This window comes from Agrococcus sp. ProA11 (genome assembly GCF_039880525.1).
Taxonomy (GTDB): Bacteria; Actinomycetota; Actinomycetes; order Actinomycetales; family Microbacteriaceae; genus Agrococcus; species Agrococcus chionoecetis.
The window spans coordinates 1,749,998-1,768,447 of the sequence record NZ_CP156989.1 but is presented as its reverse complement, the minus strand read 5'-3'; the positions used below and the strand labels follow the sequence as shown (position 1 = coordinate 1,768,447).

Annotated in this window: 19 protein-coding genes; 18 read left to right on the top strand and 1 reads right to left on the bottom strand. The window is 71.1% G+C overall.

The features are described from left to right. Positions 1-29 precede the first annotated feature (29 nt). The 17 genes from dapB (at position 30) to dapF (ending at position 16,331) form a co-directional block, all read left to right on the top strand. The gene (gene dapB, locus ABG090_RS08550) at positions 30-734 is read left to right on the top strand and encodes a 4-hydroxy-tetrahydrodipicolinate reductase (protein WP_347754060.1); all 705 of its coding nucleotides are present in this window, start codon (positions 30-32) and stop codon (positions 732-734) included. After that, positions 731-1,213, top strand: a complete 483-nt coding sequence (locus ABG090_RS08545) for a hypothetical protein (RefSeq protein ID WP_347754059.1) — start codon at positions 731-733, stop codon at positions 1,211-1,213. The genes dapB and ABG090_RS08545 overlap by 4 nt, the downstream gene beginning before the upstream one ends. Then, the gene (locus tag ABG090_RS08540; protein ID WP_347754058.1) at positions 1,213-2,031 is read left to right on the top strand and encodes a thymidylate synthase; all 819 of its coding nucleotides are present in this window, start codon (positions 1,213-1,215) and stop codon (positions 2,029-2,031) included. Before ABG090_RS08545 ends, ABG090_RS08540 begins: the two co-directional genes overlap by 1 nt. Before the next feature lie 26 nt (positions 2,032-2,057). Continuing rightward, positions 2,058-2,633 (top strand): dihydrofolate reductase, encoded by a 576-nt coding sequence (locus tag ABG090_RS08535; RefSeq protein WP_347754057.1) that lies wholly within the window; start codon positions 2,058-2,060, stop codon positions 2,631-2,633. Between the two features lie 177 nt (positions 2,634-2,810). Continuing rightward, positions 2,811-3,782 carry a 4-hydroxy-tetrahydrodipicolinate synthase gene (gene dapA / locus ABG090_RS08530; RefSeq protein ID WP_347754056.1) on the top strand — a complete coding sequence of 324 codons (972 nt, stop codon included), beginning with the start codon at positions 2,811-2,813 and terminating at the stop codon, positions 3,780-3,782. Between the two features lie 174 nt (positions 3,783-3,956). Continuing rightward, entirely contained in the window at positions 3,957-5,543 is a 1,587-nt protein-coding gene (locus ABG090_RS08525; protein ID WP_347757567.1) for a ribonuclease J, read from the top strand. A 340-nt stretch (positions 5,544-5,883) separates the two neighbouring features. Beyond that, entirely contained in the window at positions 5,884-8,625 is a 2,742-nt protein-coding gene (locus ABG090_RS08520; RefSeq protein ID WP_347757565.1) for a DNA translocase FtsK 4TM domain-containing protein, read from the top strand. Between the two features lie 26 nt (positions 8,626-8,651). Continuing rightward, positions 8,652-9,254 (top strand): CDP-diacylglycerol--glycerol-3-phosphate 3-phosphatidyltransferase, encoded by a 603-nt coding sequence (gene pgsA, locus ABG090_RS08515; RefSeq protein WP_347754055.1) that lies wholly within the window; start codon positions 8,652-8,654, stop codon positions 9,252-9,254. Next, positions 9,251-9,841: a CinA family protein gene (locus ABG090_RS08510; RefSeq protein ID WP_347754054.1), complete on the top strand. Its 591-nt coding sequence runs from the start codon at positions 9,251-9,253 to the stop codon at positions 9,839-9,841. Before pgsA ends, ABG090_RS08510 begins: the two co-directional genes overlap by 4 nt. 121 nt (positions 9,842-9,962) lie before the next feature. Next, a complete protein-coding gene (locus ABG090_RS08505) occupies positions 9,963-10,292 on the top strand; it encodes a helix-turn-helix transcriptional regulator (RefSeq protein ID WP_347757563.1) in 330 nt (109 codons plus the stop codon). A 9-nt stretch (positions 10,293-10,301) separates the two neighbouring features. After that, entirely contained in the window at positions 10,302-10,523 is a 222-nt protein-coding gene (locus tag ABG090_RS08500) for a DUF3046 domain-containing protein (RefSeq protein WP_347754053.1), read from the top strand. A gap of 209 nt (positions 10,524-10,732) precedes the next feature. Continuing rightward, positions 10,733-11,809: a recombinase RecA gene (recA, locus tag ABG090_RS08495; protein ID WP_347754052.1), complete on the top strand. Its 1,077-nt coding sequence runs from the start codon at positions 10,733-10,735 to the stop codon at positions 11,807-11,809. Beyond that, the gene (locus ABG090_RS08490; protein WP_347754051.1) at positions 11,806-12,387 is read left to right on the top strand and encodes a regulatory protein RecX; all 582 of its coding nucleotides are present in this window, start codon (positions 11,806-11,808) and stop codon (positions 12,385-12,387) included. Before recA ends, ABG090_RS08490 begins: the two co-directional genes overlap by 4 nt. Before the next feature lie 81 nt (positions 12,388-12,468). Next, positions 12,469-12,981: a hypothetical protein gene (locus tag ABG090_RS08485; RefSeq protein WP_347754050.1), complete on the top strand. Its 513-nt coding sequence runs from the start codon at positions 12,469-12,471 to the stop codon at positions 12,979-12,981. A 70-nt stretch (positions 12,982-13,051) separates the two neighbouring features. Continuing rightward, positions 13,052-14,551 (top strand): tRNA (N6-isopentenyl adenosine(37)-C2)-methylthiotransferase MiaB, encoded by a 1,500-nt coding sequence (gene miaB, locus ABG090_RS08480; RefSeq protein WP_347754049.1) that lies wholly within the window; start codon positions 13,052-13,054, stop codon positions 14,549-14,551. Then, positions 14,548-15,456 (top strand): tRNA (adenosine(37)-N6)-dimethylallyltransferase MiaA, encoded by a 909-nt coding sequence (gene miaA, locus ABG090_RS08475; protein WP_347754048.1) that lies wholly within the window; start codon positions 14,548-14,550, stop codon positions 15,454-15,456. The genes miaB and miaA overlap by 4 nt, the downstream gene beginning before the upstream one ends. Then, positions 15,453-16,331: a diaminopimelate epimerase gene (gene dapF, locus ABG090_RS08470; protein WP_347754047.1), complete on the top strand. Its 879-nt coding sequence runs from the start codon at positions 15,453-15,455 to the stop codon at positions 16,329-16,331. The genes miaA and dapF overlap by 4 nt, the downstream gene beginning before the upstream one ends. Here the strand turns inward: dapF and ABG090_RS08465 are convergent. Then, positions 16,315-16,920, bottom strand: a complete 606-nt coding sequence (locus tag ABG090_RS08465; protein WP_347754046.1) for a methyltransferase — start codon at positions 16,918-16,920, stop codon at positions 16,315-16,317. The two genes, dapF and ABG090_RS08465, sit on opposite strands and share 17 nt — an antisense overlap. Positions 16,921-16,947: 27 nt before the next feature. Between ABG090_RS08465 and hflX the strand changes: the two genes are divergently transcribed. Further along, positions 16,948-18,447, top strand: coding sequence for a GTPase HflX (hflX, locus tag ABG090_RS08460; RefSeq protein ID WP_347754045.1), 1,500 nt, complete (start codon positions 16,948-16,950; stop codon positions 18,445-18,447). Positions 18,448-18,450 lie beyond the last annotated feature (3 nt).

Genomic DNA, 18,450 nt, shown 5'->3' with positions numbered 1-18,450 from the left:
GCATCGGCGCACACCGTAGGCTGGATCCCATGGCAGGCACCAGGCGCGTCGGTATCGCAGGCTCCACCGGACGGCTCGGCTCACTCGCGCTGCGGCTCGTGCAGGAGGCTGACGATCTCGAGCCCGTCGAGGTGGATGTGCGCGAAGCGCCCGACCTCGACGGCCTCGACGTGATCTTCGACGCGACCGTGCTCGGCGCCAGCGCGAAGCTCGTGACAGCGGCGGTCGATGCCGGCGTGCCAGTGGTCGTCGGCACCAGCGGCTGGACCGACGAGCGCGTCGAGAGCCTCCGCGATCGGGGAGCGGAGCGCATCCGCATCGTCCCCAACTTCTCGCTCGGCAGCGTGCTCGAGACCCACCTGGCGACCATCGCCGCCCAGCACTTCGAGGCGGTCGAGATCGTCGAGGCCCACCACGACCGCAAGCGCGACGCGCCCAGCGGCACCGCCACCCGCACCGCCGAGGCGATCGGCGCGGTGCGCGGCTTCCAGCCCGCGACGCCCGATGAGCCCGGCCGCGGCACGATCATCTCGGGCGTGCCCGTGCATGCGATCCGGCTGCCGGGGATCGTCGCACGGCAGGAGGTCGTCTTCGGCGGCCTCGGCGAGACGCTGACGATTCGCCACGACACCACCTCGAGCGAGTCCTACGCGGCGGGCATCCTGCTGGCGCTGCGCGCCGAGCCGCTGCCGGGCGTCACCGTCGGCATCGGCGACCTGCTGGGTCTCGCGTGAGCGCACGCAGGGCGCCCGCAGGCATCGGCATGACGCTCGCGCTCGTGATGGCCGGCGCGCTCGCGCTCTACCTCGTGCTCGCGGGTGACCGAGCCGTGCGGCTGATCGCATCGGGCGAGGTCGTCGGCATCGTCATCGGCGTCGCGCTCATCGTCTTCTTCCTCGCCGGCGCGTGGTCGCTGGGCCGCGAGCTCGTCTTCGGCGCGCGACTCGATCGTGCGGTGCGCGCGCTCGACGCCGAGGGCGGGATGCCCGCGCCGCTGCCCGCCATGCCGTCGGGTCGCGCCGACAATGACGCCGCCGAGCAGGCATTCCCGATCGCGAAGGCCGACGTCGAGGCGCATCCGCAGGCATGGCAGTCGTGGCTGCGGCTCTCGATGGCCTACGACGCCGCCCGTGACCGCAAGCGCGCCCGCATGGCGGCGCGCAAGTCCCTCGACCTCCGCAAGCTGCGGGAGACTGGAGCGCAGGAGGCATGATGAACCCCAACGAGCGCGGCGCCGCACACCCCTACGAGGCGCTCCTCGCCGACGTCTTCGCGAACGGCGAGCACAAGGGCGACCGCACCGGCACGGGCACCAGGTCGGTGTTCGGCCGACAGCTGCGCTACGACCTCTCGCAGGGCTTCCCGCTCATCACCACCAAGCGCGTGCACTTCAAGTCGATCGCGCTCGAGCTGCTCTGGTTCCTGCGCGGCGAGTCCAACGTGCGCTGGCTGCAGGAGCAGGGCGTCACCATCTGGGACGAGTGGGCGGATGCGGACGGTGAGCTCGGCCCGGTCTACGGCGTGCAGTGGCGCTCCTGGCCGAACCCCCACGGTAGCTCGATCGACCAGATCAGCCAGGTCGTGGAGTCGATCCGCACGAACCCCGACTCGCGTCGCCACATCGTCTCGGCATGGAACCCCGCCGACATCCCGCAGATGGCGCTCGCTCCCTGCCACGCGTTCTTCCAGTTCGACGTCACCGACGGCCGCCTCAGCTGCCAGCTCTACCAGCGCTCGGCCGACATGTTCCTCGGCGTGCCCTTCAACATCGCCAGCTACGCGCTGCTGACGCACATGGTCGCGCAGCAGACGGGTCTCGAGGTCGGCGACTTCGTCTGGACCGGCGGCGACTGCCACATCTACGACAACCACGTCGAGCAGGTCGAGCGGCAGCTCGCCCGCGAGCCCTTCGCGCTCCCGACGCTGCGCATCACCCGCACACCCGACTCGATCCTCGACTACACGCTCGACGACTTCGAGGTCGTCGGCTACGAGCACCACCCCGGCATCAAGGCGCCGGTCGCGGTCTGAGCGGGGGAGCGGGACGGATGCTGGGCATGATCTGGGCGCAGGCCCGAGGCGGCGTGATCGGCGAGGCAGGCGACATGCCCTGGCGGCTGCCGGAGGACATGGCGCGATTCAAGGCGATCACCTCCGGCCACCCGGTGGTGATGGGCCGTCGCACGTGGGAGTCGTTCCCCGAGCGGTTCCGGCCGCTGCCGGGCCGCGACAACATTGTCATCACCTCGAACCCGGACTTCGTCGCGCCGGGCGCGCGCGTCGTCGGCAGCCTCGAGGAGGCGCTCGCGGCGGCGCGTGCGCTGCTCGACGACCCCGACGACGAGATCTGGGTGATCGGCGGCGGACGCGTCTACCGCGACGCCCTGCCCGCCGCCGACCGGCTCGAGATCACCGACATCGACCTCGACGCATCCGGTGACACGATCGCACCCGACCCCGCCGCCCCCGACTCCGCGGCCTCCGACACCGACGCGCGCAACGCAAGCCTGCGGGGTGCGCCGTGGCGCGAGATCGCGCGCGACCCGGCGACCGGCTGGCACGTCAGCCGCACGGGCTTGCGCTACGCCTACCGCACCCTCGAGCGCGTCGCGCAGCCCGGCGCGACCGAGTAGCGGTCGCCAGCAGAGGACGGATGCGCGTTCCGTCACGACGGGAGGACGGATCGTCCTCCTCCCGGACCATCACCTCCGCCCGAGACCTGACCGCAGCTGCCCCGCAGCTGCGCCGCCGGCATGGTCCTCCCGGCACGCGCGGTGCGCCCGCGATAGCGGGCGCGCTAGCCTGGTTCTGTGACAGACAACCCCTTCGGACAGGTCCTCGTCGCGCTCGTCACCCCGTTCCGCGCCGACGGCGAGGTCGACTGGGATGACGTCGAGCGGCTCATCGACGACGTCGTCAGCAACGGCGCCGACGGCATCGTCGTCTCCGGCACCACGGGTGAGACATCGACCCTGACTGACCCGGAGAAGATCAAGCTCGTCGAGGTCGCGAAGTCGGTCGCGGGCGACCGCGCGAAGGTGATCCAGGGCGGCGGCTCCAACGAGACGGCCCACGCCATCGATCTGAACCAGCAGGCCGAGGCTGCCGGCGCCGACGGCGTCATGATCGTCACGCCGTACTACAACAAGCCCACGCAGGCGGGCGTGCTCACGCACTTCCGGATGATCGCCGACGCGACCGACCTGCCCGTGATCCTCTACGACATCCCCGGCCGCTCCGGCATCCCGATCCGATTCGAGACGCTGCTCCGCGCCGCGAAGCACCCCAACATCCTCGCCGTGAAGGACGCCAAGGGCGACTTCGCTGAAGTCAGTCGGGTGCTCAACCAGACCGACCTGCTCTACTTCTCGGGCGACGACGCGAACGTGCTCCCGCACCTGGCGATCGGCGCCTCCGGCCTCATCGGCGTGACCGCCAACGTGGCCCCGAAGCCCTACCGCACGATCATCGACGCCGTGAACGCCGGCGACCTGCACACCGCCCAGGCGCAGCACAAGGCGCTCGAACCGCTGGTTCGCGCTACCATGACGCATGTACCGGGCACCGTTGCCGCGAAGTACATCCTTCACGGCCTCGGCCGCATCGGCAGTCCGTGCGTGCGGCTGCCCCTGGTCGGACCGGAGGACACGGAGGCGGCGCTCATCGAGGACGAGCTCGCGCTCGTCACGGGCGTCGACGGACTCGACCTGAGTCGTTTCCGCCCCGACCGCAACGCGGCAGCCGGCGGTGCACTGCCACAGGTGCACGGCACCACCAGGTAGCCGGCACACACAGACATCCATGCGCGCGAGGTGCGCGCACCCCACAACAGCTCGCAGCACTGCGTGCCACATATGTAAGGAGGGCCATTGACGGCCATCAACCCGCCTGCCCCGCTCAAGGCAGGCACACTCCGCTTCTTCCCACTCGGCGGCCTCGGCGAGGTCGGTCGCAACATGACGGTCTACGAGCAGGACGGCAAGCTGCTCATCGTCGACTGCGGCGTGCTCTTCCCCGAGGAGCACCAGCCCGGCGTCGACCTGATCCTGCCCGACTTCGGGCCCATCCGCGACCGCCTCGACGACGTCGTCGGCATCGTGCTCACGCACGGCCACGAGGACCACATCGGCGCCGTGCCCTACCTGCTGCGCCTCAAGGCCGACATCCCCCTGCTCGGCTCCAAACTGACGCTCGCCCTCATCGAGGCGAAGCTCAAGGAGCACCGCATCAAGCCCTACACGCACACCGTGCGGGAGGGCCAGATCGAGCAGCTCGGCCCGTTCGAGACCGAGTACATCGCGGTCAACCACTCCATCCCCGACGCGCTCGCGGTCGCGATCCGCACGAGCGCCGGCCTCGTGCTGCACACCGGCGACTTCAAGATGGATCAGCTGCCGCTCGACGACCGCATCACCGACCTGCGCGCCTTCGCGCGCCTCGGTGAAGAGGGCGTGGATGCGTTCCTGGTCGACTCGACCAACGCCGACGTTCCGGGCTTCACGGCTCCGGAGCGCGAGATCGGCCCCGTGCTGTCGCAGGTGATCGCGAAGACCACCGGCCTCGTCGTCGTCGCCTCGTTCTCGAGCCACGTGCACCGCGTGCAGCAGGTGCTCGACGCCGCCGCCGACAACGGCCGGAAGGTCGCCTTCGTCGGCCGCTCGATGGTGCGCAACATGGGCATCGCCGCCGATCTCGGCTACCTGCACGTGCCCGACGGCGTCGTGGTGGCCCAGAAGACGGCCGAGAACATGCCGCCCGAGCAGGTCGTCTACATGTCGACCGGCTCGCAGGGCGAACCGATGGCCGTGCTGAGCCGCATCGTCAACCGCGAGCACCGCATCGAGGTGGGCGAGGGCGACACGGTCATCCTCGCCTCGAGCCTGATCCCGGGCAACGAGAACGCAGTCTTCCGCATCATCAACGGCCTCATGCAGCTGGGCGCGAAGGTCGTGCACAAGGGCTCCGCCAAGGTGCACGTCTCCGGTCACGCGAGCGCCGGCGAGCTCATCTACTGCTACAACATCCTGGAGCCCGAGAACGTGATCCCGGTGCACGGCGAGTACCGCCACCTGCATGCGGCCGCGCAGCTCGCGATCGACACGGGCGTGCCGCGCTCGAACGCGTTCGTGGGCGAGAACGGCACGGTCTGGGACCTGAAGGACCACCAGGTCACGGTCGCCGGTCAGCACGAGATCGGCTTCGTCTACGTCGACGGCTCGTCCGTCGGACGCATCGACGAGGCAGACCTCAAGGATCGCCGCATCCTCGCCGAGGAGGGCTTCATCTCGATCTTCATCGCGCTGGAGTCGCAGACCGGCAAGGTCATCGTCGGCCCCGAGATCCACGCGCGCGGCTTCGCCGAGGAGGACTCGATCTTCGACGACATCCGCCCCAAGATCGTCAAGGCGCTCGCCGAGGCGGGCGAGCAGGGCGTGCGCGACCAGCACCAGTACCAGCAGGTCGTGCGCCGCACGGTCGGCCGCTGGATGGGCACGCGCATCCGCCGCCGCCCGATGATCGTCCCGGTGGTCATCGAGGCCTAGTCTCGCCCGCCCGCTGGTCGAGGTGCGCGCCTCGGCGCGCGTCACGAGACCCCCGGCGCCGACGCATCCGCACGCACGACGCGCGGATGCGTCGGCGCCGTTCTGCGCGGGATTGCCGTCGATCCGGAGTGCCTTCCGGGCCGTGTGGCCGCCTGGATCTAGGGTGTCCGCTATGTCCACGACCAAGCCGACGCGCCCGGTGACGCCCAAGTCCGCGCCCAAGCAGCCCGCGAAGGGCTCGTCGACCGGCGCCACCACGAAGGTCCAGCGGCAGACCCGCGCGACCAAGGCGCAGCCCGCCTTCGAGGACGACACCCCCGGTCTCGGTCAGCGCGCCTGGATGGGCCTCGCCCACGCCACCGGCGGTGCTGCCCGCGTGTTCGGCCGCGAGCAGCTCGCGAAGGACGAGCGCCGCGACGGCGTGCCCTTCTTCCTCACGATCCTGGCCGTCTTCGGCGCCATCGTCGAGTGGATCCTGCCCGCCAACCAGGTCGCCCAGGCGATCTCGGCGTACACCTTCGGCGGCCTCTTCGGCCAGGTGGCCATCGCGCTGCCCGTGGTCTTCGTGCTGCTCGCCCTGTGGATGTTCCGCCACCCCGCCTCCGTCAGCGACAACGGTCGCGTCGGTGTCGGCCTCTCGCTGCTGCTGATCTCGGTCGCCGGCCTCACCCACGTGCTCGCAGGGCTCCCGGATGCGTCGCTCGGCATGCCGGCGCTCGCCGACGCCGGCGGCATCCTCGGCTGGGTCGCCTCCGCGCCGCTCGCCGCGCTGCTGACGCCCATCGGCGCCGGCATCGTGTGCGGCATCGTCGCCGCGCTCGCCGTGCTGGTCGTCACGCGCACCGCCCCGAACCGCATCCCCGCACGCCTCACCGAGCTCTACGGCTACCTGTTCGGCGTCGACACCGGCACCGAGGAGGAGCGCGAGGAGGCTCGTCGCGCGCGCAAGGAGGCGAAGGAGCTCGCGAAGGTCGAGGCCGCCGAGGAGGAGCCCGTCGACGGTGCCGAGTCACTGCCCTTCTGGCGCCGCAACGCGACCGGCCGCGAGGTCGACCCTCCCTACGAGGGCATCGAGGGGCTCGACCTGGGCGGCGCGCACGAGCAGGCCTATGACAGCCCCGTCGTGGTCGACCGCGACCAGCCGACCACCCACGTCGACGCGGTCCCGGCCGCGCCCGTCGAGCCGCTGCCGCCCGACGGCTCCGATGCCGAGCACGACGACTACGCCACCGCGGTGCTGGCCTCGCTCGAGCAGGCGGAGGAGGCGATGCGCAAGCACACCGGCGAGGTCGAGGGTGCCGCCGTCGCGGCCCCGGCCGCGGCCCCCGCACCGGTGCGCGAGCGCCCCTACCGACTCCCGTCGATCTCCTCGCTCGGCCAGGGCGACCCGCCCAAGGCGCGCTCGCAGGCGAACGACGACATCGTCGCGGCCATCACCCAGGTGCTCTCCTCGTTCAACGTCGACGCGAAGGTCACCGGCTTCTCCCGCGGCCCGACCGTCACCCGCTACGAGGTCGAGGTCGCGCCCGGCGTGAAGGTCGAGCGCGTCACGGCGCTCTCCAAGAACCTCTCGTACGCGGTCGCCTCGAACGAGGTGCGCATCCTCTCGCCCATTCCCGGCAAGAGCGCGATCGGCATCGAGATCCCCAACCCCGACCGCGAGACCGTGAAGCTCGGCGACGTGCTGCGCTCCCGCGCCTCCGCCGACTCGAAGCACCCCATGACCATCGGCATCGGCAAGGACGTCGAGGGCGGCTACGTGGTCGCGAACCTCGCGAAGATGCCCCACCTGCTGGTCGCCGGCTCGACCGGATCCGGCAAGTCGTCGTTCGTCAACTCGATGATCACGAGCCTGCTCATGCGCGCCTCGCCGTCCGAGGTGCGGATGGTGCTGGTCGACCCGAAGCGCGTCGAGCTCACGGCCTACCAGGGCGTGCCGCACCTGATCACCCCCATCATCACGAACCCCAAAAAGGCGGCCGAGGCGCTGCAGTGGGTCGTGAAGGAGATGGACATGCGCTACGACGACCTCGCGTCGTTCGGCTACAAGCACATCGACGACTTCAACGCCGCCGTGCGCGCCGACGAGATCGTGCTGCCAGCCGGCAGCCAGCGCACGCTGAAGCCCTACCCGTACCTGCTGGTCGTCGTCGACGAGCTCGCCGACCTCATGATGGTCGCGCCGCGCGACGTCGAGGATTCGATCGTGCGCATCACGCAGCTCGCTCGCGCCGCCGGCATCCACCTCGTGCTCGCCACCCAGCGACCGTCGGTGGATGTCGTCACCGGGCTCATCAAGGCCAACGTGCCGAGCCGCTTCGCCTTCGCGGTCTCGTCGGTCACCGACTCCCGCGTCATCCTCGACCAGCCGGGCGCCGACAAGCTGATCGGCCAGGGCGACGGCCTGTTCCTGCCCATGGGCGCGAACAAGTCGATGCGCGTGCAGGGCGCATGGGTCGAGGAGGCGGAGATCCAGCGGGTCGTGCAGCACGTCACCGGCCAGGCGAAGCCCGAGTACCGCGATGACGTCGCAGAGGTCGCCGAGAAGCGCGAGATCGACGCCGACATCGGCGACGACCTGGAAGACCTGTGCGCGGCGGCCGAGCTCGTCATCTCGACCCAGTTCGGCTCGACCTCGATGCTGCAGCGCAAGCTGCGGGTCGGCTTCGCCAAGGCTGGGCGTCTCATGGACCTCATGGAGTCGCGCGAGATCGTCGGCCCCTCCGAGGGCTCGAAGGCGCGCGACGTGCTGGTGCCGCCGGACGGGCTCGCAGCGGTGCTCGCGTCGCTGCGCGGCGAGGGTCCGGCGGCGACCCCGGCTCCCGCTCCGGCAGCGAGCGCCCCGGCGCCGCAGGCCGCACCGCCGACCGAGCACGGCGCCGCGGCAGACCTGGGCGACGAGGACGCCGGCGGCTGGACGGCCGACACCGACGCCGACGACGACGATGACCGGAGCGCGTGGGTCGACGCCGATGACCGCTACGCGGATCCCTTCGACGAGGCCAACCGGGCCGGGCTCGAGGTCGTGGAGGCCGAGGGCGACGACGATGACGACGCGTGGTCGCTGACCGGTCGAGACTGATCAGCCGGACTCGGTAGCCTGCACCCATGGGGATCCTGAGGCCGTGGCGCGGTCGCGTCTGGCGCCGGGGCGATGCGCCCGCGAGCGTCGCGAGCGTGCCGAACCTCATCTCGGTCGTGCGCATCCTGCTGACGCCCGTCTTCATCGTCGTGGCGCTCACCAACCCGGAGCCCGGCACCGCCCGCACGCTCGGCGCGCTGCTGTTCGTCGTGCTCATCGCGACCGACTTCGTCGACGGGATGATCGCGCGCAGTCGCAACCTCGTGACCGACTTCGGGAAGCTCATCGACCCGATCGCCGACAAGGCGATCACCGGCAGCGCCTTCGTGGTGCTGTCGGTGCTCGGCGAGCTGCCGTGGTGGATCACGATCGTGGTGCTGCTGCGCGAGTGGGGGATCACCGTCTACCGGCTGCTGGTGGCGAGCCAGGTCGTGATCGCCGCCGACTGGGCGGGCAAGGCGAAGACCATGGCGCAGGCGATCGCGCTGCCGCTCGCCCTCGTGCCGCTGCAGGCGTGGATCGGCGACCCGGGCGTCTGGATCTGCGTCGTCACGATGTCGATCGCCGTCGCACTGACCATCTACTCGGGCCTCGAGTTCGTGGTGCTCGCCGTGCGGGGGAAGCGATGACGGATGCGCGCGGGCGCCCGGGCCCCGACCCCGCCGCCCTCGCCGCTGTGCGCCAGATCGGGGAGCTCTCCGGCTCGATCGTCGCCAGGGCCGCGGCGCGGGGCGTGACGATCGCGGTCGCGGAGTCGCTCACGGGCGGCCTCGTCGCCGCCACGCTCGTGCGCACGCCCGGCGCATCCGGCGTGCTTCGGCTCGGTGTCGTCGCCTACGCGACCGCCATGAAGCACGAGGTGCTGCGCGTGCCCGCGGCGCTGCTGGCCGAGCGCTCTCCGGTGGACCCGGATGTGGCGATCGCGATGGCGCGCGGCGTGCGACAGCTGGCTGCCCTCGACCGCGCCGAGTGCACGATCGGCGTCGCCACCACCGGCGTTGCGGGCCCGGGCGCCCAGGACGGGCACCCGCCGGGCGAGTTCCACATCGGCATCGAGATGCGCACGAGGGACGGCATCGTCGCGGAGTCGTCGTCGCAGACGGTGCGCGGCGACCGCGAGGCCGTGCGAGCCGCGGCGCTGCTGGCGGCGCTGCAGCAGCTCGACGCGGCGCTCGAGCGCACCGACCTGCACACGCACAGCGAATCCACAACGTGACCAGGGCCGTCTGCGGAATGCCTGCGATCGGATGGGCGTTATCACCACCGTGAGCATTGGAGGAGATCGCAGGCAAGCTGCGACTAGGCTGATGCATCCGACCACGGTGAAGGGGGAGACCATGGTGCTGGTACGACAGGAGATCGGCGACGTGCTGCGTGACACGCGGCTGCGTCAGGGCAGGACGCTGCGTCAGGTGGCATCACGTGCCTCGGTGGCGCTGGGCTACCTCAGCGAGGTGGAGCGCGGCCAGAAGGAAGCCTCCAGCGAGATTCTCGCGTCCGTCGCGGACGCACTCGAGGTGCCGCTGTCGAGCGTGCTGCGAGAGGTGGGGGACCGTCTCGCTGTGCTCGAGGGGCTCACCTTCGGCGAGCTCGACTCGCTGCACACCACGGTGCCCGACACGCTGCCAGCCGACATGGTGGCGGAGTTCGACTCGGCCGTCCACTGACGGCGGCGCATGCGCACGAGTGAGCTGCAGACCGCGCTGTCCGAGGAGTTCGGAGCGCTCGGGTCGGTCCTCATGAGCGACCTGACGCTCCGCAGCCTCGGCGGCCGCACGGGCGCTGAGGCGCTGGCCGCCGGCGTGCCCGCGCGCGAGATCTGGCGAGCGCTCTGCGACGCGAAGGACGTGCCGGCCGAGCGCCGCCACGGCCGCGGCCTGCGCGAACCCCAGCGCTGACGCGCGGCGTCCGTGCAGGTGATCGCGGGCCGAGCAGTGGCGCGCGACACGCCGTCTGTCGTTCGAAGATGCGTTCGATCAGCGCGTAGGCTGGATCCGCACGACCGATCCGTCATCCACAGGCGGGCACCCGGGCCGCACGCATGTCAGTGGCCCGACATACCGTGAGCGCAACACACCAGCCACGCACGGCGAACGGAAGGCCAGCAATGCCCACACCAGCAGACCGCGAGAAGTCGCTCGAGGCGGCGCTCGCCCAGATCGACCGTCAGTTCGGCAAGGGATCGGTGATGCGCCTCGGCAGCGAGGAGCGCGCACCGGTCGAGGTCATCCCCACCGGCTCCATCGCGCTCGACGTGGCGCTCGGCGTCGGCGGCCTGCCGCGCGGCCGCATCATCGAGATCTACGGCCCGGAGTCGTCCGGCAAGACGACGCTGACGCTCCACGCGATCGCCAATGCGCAGCGCAACGGCGGCATCGCAGCCTTCATCGACGCTGAGCACGCGCTCGACCCCGAGTACGCCAAGAAGCTCGGCGTCGACATCGACGCGCTGCTCGTGTCGCAGCCCGACACCGGCGAGCAGGCGCTCGAGATCGCCGACATGCTCGTGCGCTCCGGCTCGATCGACCTGATCGTCATCGACTCCGTGGCGGCACTCGTGCCCCGCGCCGAGATCGAGGGCGAGATGGGCGACAGCCACGTCGGCCTGCAGGCTCGCCTCATGTCGCAGGCATTGCGCAAGCTCACCGGTGGCCTCAACCAGACGCAGACCACGATGATCTTCATCAACCAGCTGCGCGAGAAGATCGGTGTCTTCTTCGGCAGCCCCGAGACCACCGCGGGCGGCAAGGCGCTGAAGTTCTACGCCTCGGTGCGCCTCGACATCCGTCGCATCGAGACGCTCAAGGACGGCACCGACGCAGTCGGCAACCGCACTCGCGTCAAGGTGGTCAAGAACAAGATGGCGCCGCCGTTCAAGCAGGCCGAGTTCGACATCCTCTACGGCACCGGCATCTCGCGCGAGGGCAGCCTGATCGACTTCGGCGTCGAGCACGCCATCGTGCGCAAGTCCGGCGCCTGGTACACCTACGACGGTGACCAGCTGGGGCAGGGCAAGGAGAAGGCACGCCAGTTCCTGCTCGACAACCCCGACCTGGCGGCGCAGATCGAGCGCCAGATCCTCGGCAAGCTCGGCGTCGGCGCCGCAGGCAAGGCAGCTGCGGCCGAGCAGCAGGCAGCGGTCGAGTCGCTCGACGCCCGTCGCCAGGAGCGCCAGGGCGCGTGAGCGACACCGACCGCCTGGCCGGCGTCACGGCGCTCTCCACCTGGATCGCCTCGCGAGACGAGGATCCGGTCGCGGAGCCGCATGACGCCGGTGAGGCGGACGCAGCCGGCGAGCGCGTCGACGAGGATGCGGCCCGCTCGATCGCGCTGCGTGCGCTCGGGCGGAAGGCGGCGAGTCGGCAGGAGCTCGACCGCACGCTCGAGCGCCGCGACGTCGAGCCCGAGGTGCGCGAGGCGGTGCTGGATCGCCTCGCGGCGGAGGGGCTGGTGGACGACGCCCAGCTCGCGCAGGATCTCGCGGAACGGCTCCGCGAGCGGAAGCACCTGGGGGAGCGCGGCATCTCCGCAGAGCTGCGCAAGCGCGGCCTCGACCCGGAGGTCATCGAGCCCAGTGATGGCGACGAGGAGCTGCAGCGTGCCATCGACGCGGCCGCCGATCGGCGCAAGCGCATGGGCAGCCTCGACGACGAGACGGCGGAGCGACGGCTGTACGGCTTCCTCCAGCGACGCGGCTTCGGCGGGTCCGCGGTGCGCACCGCGATCGAGCGCACCCGTCCGCGGGGCCCGCGCTTCCGCTGAGCAGGCGCAGTGCGGGGAACCTTCGGCCCTGCTGAGCACTCATGCAGTCTCCGCGTGCGCGAAAGGGCTAGGTTTGAGCGCATGAACACCACCAGGATCCTTGCCGGACCGGCAATCGCGGCCGCGGCGCTGCTGGCCCTGACGGGCTGCATCCAGCTGCCCCCGGTCGTCGGCGGCGACGGCACGACCACCGAGCCCTCGACCGACGGCGGCTCCACCGACGGCGGCACCACCGATGGCGGCACCACCGATGGCGATACCGGCTCCGAAGATCTCGCTGGCACGACCTGGACGGGCGGTGAGCTCGGTCCCGATGGCGAGACGTTCGCGGCCATGGAGTTCACGCTGAACGCCGACGGCACGGTCGACATCAGCGACTGGAACAACGGCGACGGCGGTCCGTTCGACAGCCCCGCCGACGTCTGGTCCGGCGATCCGAGCAACCTGTCGATCACCATCACCGAACTGGCCGATCAGAACACCCAGGACGAGGCGTTCGACATCACCTTCACCGGCACCGCCACCGAGGGAGTGATGAGCCTCACGGGTGATGGGCCCGACGGCACCTGGATGCTCACCGCGACCGAGGGCTGACGCCCGAGTACGAGCAGCAGCCGCCCGCGAGCGCCGGGCGGCTGCTGCGCGCGCCGGTACGATGGAGCCCATGCTCAGCACGCTCGCGCCGCGCACCTACGAGGTGAAGACCTTCGGCTGCCAGATGAACGTGCACGACTCCGAACGACTCCGCGGCTCGCTCGAGGCGGCCGGCTACACCGAGGCGCAGGACGGCGCCCCCGACGTCATCGTCATCAACACCTGCGCGGTGCGCGAGAACGCCGGTCAGAAGCTCTACGGCACGCTCGGGCAGCTGGCGAAGACGAAGCGGGAGCGCGACGGCTTCCAGATCGCCGTCGGCGGCTGCCTGGCGCAGAAGGATCGCTCGACGATCGTCGAGCGCGCCCCCTGGGTGGATGTCGTCTTCGGCACCCACAACATCGGCTCGCTGCCGACGCTGCTGGAGCGCAGTCGCCACAACGGCGCAGCAGCGGTGGAGATCCTCGAGGCGCTCGAGGTCTTCCCGTCGACGCTGCCGACGAAGCGCGAGTCCACCTACGCCGGCTGGGTCTCCATCTCGGTCGGCTGCAACAACACCTGCACCTTCTGCATCGTGCCCTCGCTGCGCGGCAAGGAGCGCGATCGGCGCCCAGGGGAGATCCTCTCCGAGGTGCAGGCGCTCGTCGACGACGGCGCCATCGAGGTGACGCTGCTGGGCCAGAACGTGAACTCCTACGGTGTCGAGTTCGGCGATCGGCTCGCGTTCGGCAAGCTGCTGCGCGCCGCGGGCGAGATCGATGGGCTCGAGCGCATCCGCTTCACGAGTCCGCATCCGGCGGCGTTCACCGACGACGTGATCGACGCGATGGCAGAGACGCCGGCGGTGATGCCGCAGCTGCACATGCCGCTGCAGTCGGGATCGGATCGCATCCTGAAGGCCATGCGCCGCTCGTATCGGTCGACGAGGTTCCTCGGCATCCTGGACAAGGTGCGCGAGCGGATCCCGCACGCGGCCATCACGACCGACATCATCGTCGGCTTCCCCGGTGAGACCGAAGAGGACTTCGCCGAGACGCTGCGTGTCGTCGAGGCATCGCGCTTCGCGTCGGCCTTCACCTTCCAGTACTCGATCCGGCCGGGCACGCCCGCCGCGACGATGCCCGACCAGGTGCCGAAGGAGGTCGTGCAGGCGCGGTTCGAGCGGCTCGTCGCGCTGCAGGATCGCATCTCGCACGAGGAGAACCAGCGCCAGGTGGGTCGCGCTGCCGAGGTCATGGTGGCGGCCGCCGAGGGCAAGCGGCACGCGGAGACCCATCGGCTCACCGGCCGCGCCGAGGACAACCGCCTCGTGCACTTCGCCCCGGGCTCGCATCAGCCGCGCCCTGGCGACATCGTCACCGTCGAGGTGACCCAGGCGGCGCCGTTCCACCTGATCGCCGACGGCGAGCCGCTCGCGCTCCGCGCGACGCGCGCGGGCGACGCGTGGGATCGAGCGCAGGCCGACTCGTGCGCGGTGCCCGCGGCCGGCGACGCTCCCGTTCGCGCCGGAGGCCCCGTGTCGCTCGGGCTGCCGGTGCTCCGACCGCAGCCGGTCGCCTCCGAGGCATGACGCTGATCGCCGTGGTCGGCGCGACCGGCACCGGCAAGACGTCGCTGTCGCTCGACGTCGCGGACGCGGTCGTGCGGCTCGGCGGCAGCGCCGAGATCGTGAACTGCGACGCCATGCAGCTCTACCGCGGCATGGACATCGGCACCGCGAAGGCGAGTGTGGAAGAGCGCCGCGGCCATTCGCACCACCTGCTGGACGTGCTGGAGCCGTGGCAGGATGCGGCGGTGGCCGCCTATCGCGAGGCCGCGCTCGCCGCTCTGGACGGCATCGAGCAACGGGGAGCGGTGCCGATCCTGGTCGGGGGCAGCGGGCTCTACGCCTCCAGCGTGCTGTACGACTTCGCGTTCCCCGCGACCGACGAGACGCTGCGCGCCGAGCTCGAGTCGGCGCTCGAGCGCGACGGCGCGGCGGCGATGCACGCTCGCCTGCTCGCCGTCGACGCGGCCGCCGCCGCGGCGATCGGACCGCACAACGGGCGCAGGCTCGTGCGCGCGCTGGAGGCGGTGACGCTCACCGGCATGCCCTTCCGGGTCGGGCTGCCGCCGGAGGAATCGCTGCTGCGGCCGACGGTGATCCAGCACGTGCGCGTGGATCGCGCGGCGCTCGTCGCGCGACTGGACGCGCGGGTGACGCGGATGTGGGAGCTCGGCATCGTGGCAGAGGCGCGCGCTCTGCGCGCCGCGGGCATCGAGCGCGGCTCGACCGCGCAGCAGGCGATCGGCTACCGGCAGGCGCTCGACCAGCTCGACGGCGCCCTCACCGAGGCCGAGGCGATCGCGCGCACGCAGGCGCTGACGCGTCGGTACGCGAGGCGCCAGGTGTCCTGGTTCCAGCGCTACCCGGCATCCCCCGCGACGGATCCGACGGCGATGGCGCGAAAAGCGCTCGATAGCCTGGGCGCATGACACCGCTCGGCACAGGCGCATTCACCAAGGGACACGGGACCGGCAACGACTTCGTGCTGGTCGCCGACCCCGACGGCGCAGCGCCGCTCACGGCCGAGCGGGTGCGGGCGCTCGCCGACCGCCGCTACGGCATCGGGGGCGACGGCGTGATCCGAGCCGTGCGCACCGGTGCCAGCGGCGACCCGACGCTCGACGCCGCGCCCGCGGGCACGTGGGCGATGGACTACTGGAACGCCGACGGCAGCACAAGCGAGATGTGCGGCAACGGCGTCCGTGTGTTCGTGCGGTTCCTGCTCGAGGCAGGCCTCGTGGAGCTCGGCGACGGCGAGGCGATGGACGTCGCCACGCGCGCGGGCCTCAAGCGTGTCATCCGCCAGGGCCCGCTGTTCGCCGTGGACCTCGGTCCGTACGAGCTGGGCGGCGACCGGCTGGTCGCGGCCCACGGCATCGATGTCGCCCGCCCCGGCCTGGACGTGTCGACGGGCAATCCGCACGTCGTGGTCGCGCTGGCGAGCGCCGAGGAGCTCGCCGCGCTCGACCTCCACCGCGCACCCGTGCTCGACCCGGTGCCGGACGACGGGGCGAACGTCGAGTTCGTCGTGCCGGGCTCCATCGCCGATGGCGTCGGCGCCATCCGCATGCGCGTCCACGAGCGGGGCTCCGGCGAGACGCTCTCCTGCGGCACCGGAGCCGTCGCCGCAGCGCTGGCGACCCGGCACTGGTCGGGCGACGCGGCGGATCGCTGGATCGTCGACGTGCCAGGGGGCAGGCTCGAGGTGGAGATCGATGAGCGCGGGCATGCCTGGCTCACGGGTCCCGCAGAGCTCGTCTTCCGCGGTGAGGAGATCGACCGGGGAGTCAGTCAGGCGCCGTGACGGCGATGATCCGGTACGTCCGCTTCGAGTCGGCACGCTCGACATCGAAGCCCTCGAAGCGCTCCGTCAGCCATCGCAGCAGCGAGTCGGCGCCCAGGTGCTTCTGCACCACGAGCCACGCCGTGCCGCCGGGTTCGAGCCGCGGGATCCAGGTCTCGAGCAACTCGTGCAGCTGCGGCTTGCCGATCCGGATGGGCGGATTCGACCAGATCGTCGCGAACCGCACGTCGGTCGGCACCCGGTCAGGAGTCGCCGGGGTGATGTTCGATAGACTGAGCAGCTCGGCATTCCGCTCCACGAGCGAGAGCGCACGGGCGTTGACGTCGACCGCCCAGACATGCGCGGCCGGGGAACGGGTCGCGAGGGTCGCGGCGATGGGTCCCCAGCCGCAGCCGAGATCGAGCAGCTCCCCGGTCTCGGGAGGCGCGGGAACCGCATCCAGCAGCACCTCGGTGCCGACATCGAGTCGGTCCCCGGAGAACACCCCGGTCGCCGTGACCATCTCACGCTCGCGGCCATCGATCGGCACCAGGATCGTCCGGAACGATCTCGGCGCAACGGGATCGGGTGAGAAGTAGTGGTCCGGCACGGACTCGACAGTAGCGAAGGACAGACCATGGCAGAACCGCAGGACACCACCGAGGGCGGAGGGCGCGCGACGGAGCGCATCCTCCGGTGGGCGCAGCCGGCCGACGGCGAGGTGCTCTCGGCGCGCGCGCAGGCGCTGCAGGCCGACCACGGATCGAGCGACAGCGATGGCGCGCAGTACGAGCGCGACGAGCGTGCGGCGCTGCGTCGCGTCGACGGACTGCGCACCGAGCTCGAGGACATCACCGAGGTCGAGTACCGCGAGCTTCGCCTCGAGAACGTGGTGCTCGTGGGCGTCTACTCGGGCAGCGCCACCGACGCGGAGAACTCGATGCGCGAGCTCGCCGCGCTGGCGGAGACCGCCGGCGCGCAGGTGCTCGACGGCGTGCTGCAGCGCAGGCCCAACCCGGATCCGGCCACCTACGTCGGCAGCGGCAAGGCGGATGCGCTGGCCGAGATGGTGAAGGAGCTCGGTGCCGACACGGTGGTGGCCGACAGCGAGCTCTCGCCCAGCCAGCGACGTGCGCTGGAGGACCGGGTCAAGGTGAAGGTCATCGACCGCACCGCCGTGATCCTCGACATCTTCAGCCAGCACGCCAAGAGCCGCGAGGGCAAGGCGCAGGTCGAGCTCGCGCAGCTGGAGTACCTGCTGCCGCGACTGCGCGGCTGGGGCGACTCGATGTCGCGCCAGGCCGGTGGTCAGGTCGGCGGGCAGGGCGCAGGCATGGGCTCGCGCGGACCGGGTGAGACGAAGATCGAGCTCGACCGTCGCCGCATCCACACGCGGATGGCACGGCTGCGCAAGCAGATCAAGGGCTTCGCGCCCGCGCGCCAGGCGAAGCGCGCCAACCGCGACCGGTTCGAGGTGCCGGGCGTGGCGATCGCGGGCTACACGAACGCCGGCAAGTCGTCGCTGCTGAACCGGATCACCGGTGCGGGCGTGCTGGTGGAGAACGCGCTGTTCGCGACCCTCGACGCCACCGTCCGCCGCGCGGTCACGCCGGACGGGCGCGAGTTCACCATCGCCGACACGGTCGGCTTCGTGCGCAACCTGCCGCACCAGCTGGTCGAGGCGTTCCGCTCGACGCTCGAGGAGGTCGCCGAGTCGGAGCTCATCGTGCACGTCGTCGATGCCAGCCACCCCGACCCCGCTTCGCAGATCGCCACGGTGCGCGATGTGCTGGGGGAGACGGGCGCGCGCACCATCCCGGAGATCGTGGTGTTCAACAAGGCCGACCTGATCGGTGATGACGAGCGACTGGTGCTGCGGGGACTGCAGCCGGACGCCATCTTCGCCTCGGCACGCACGGGCGCCGGCGTGGACGAGATCCTCGCGCGCATCGCCGAGCTGCTGCCGAGGCCAGAGGTGCCGGTGTCGCTGCTGGTGCCCTTCGAGCGCGGCGATGTGATCGCCATGCTCCACGACCGCTTCGACGTCGTGAGCGAGCGCTACGAGGAGGCCGGCACGCGCATCGATGCGCTGGTCTCCGACGCCGTGCTCGACCAGCTCGCCGAGTTCCGCATCTGACAC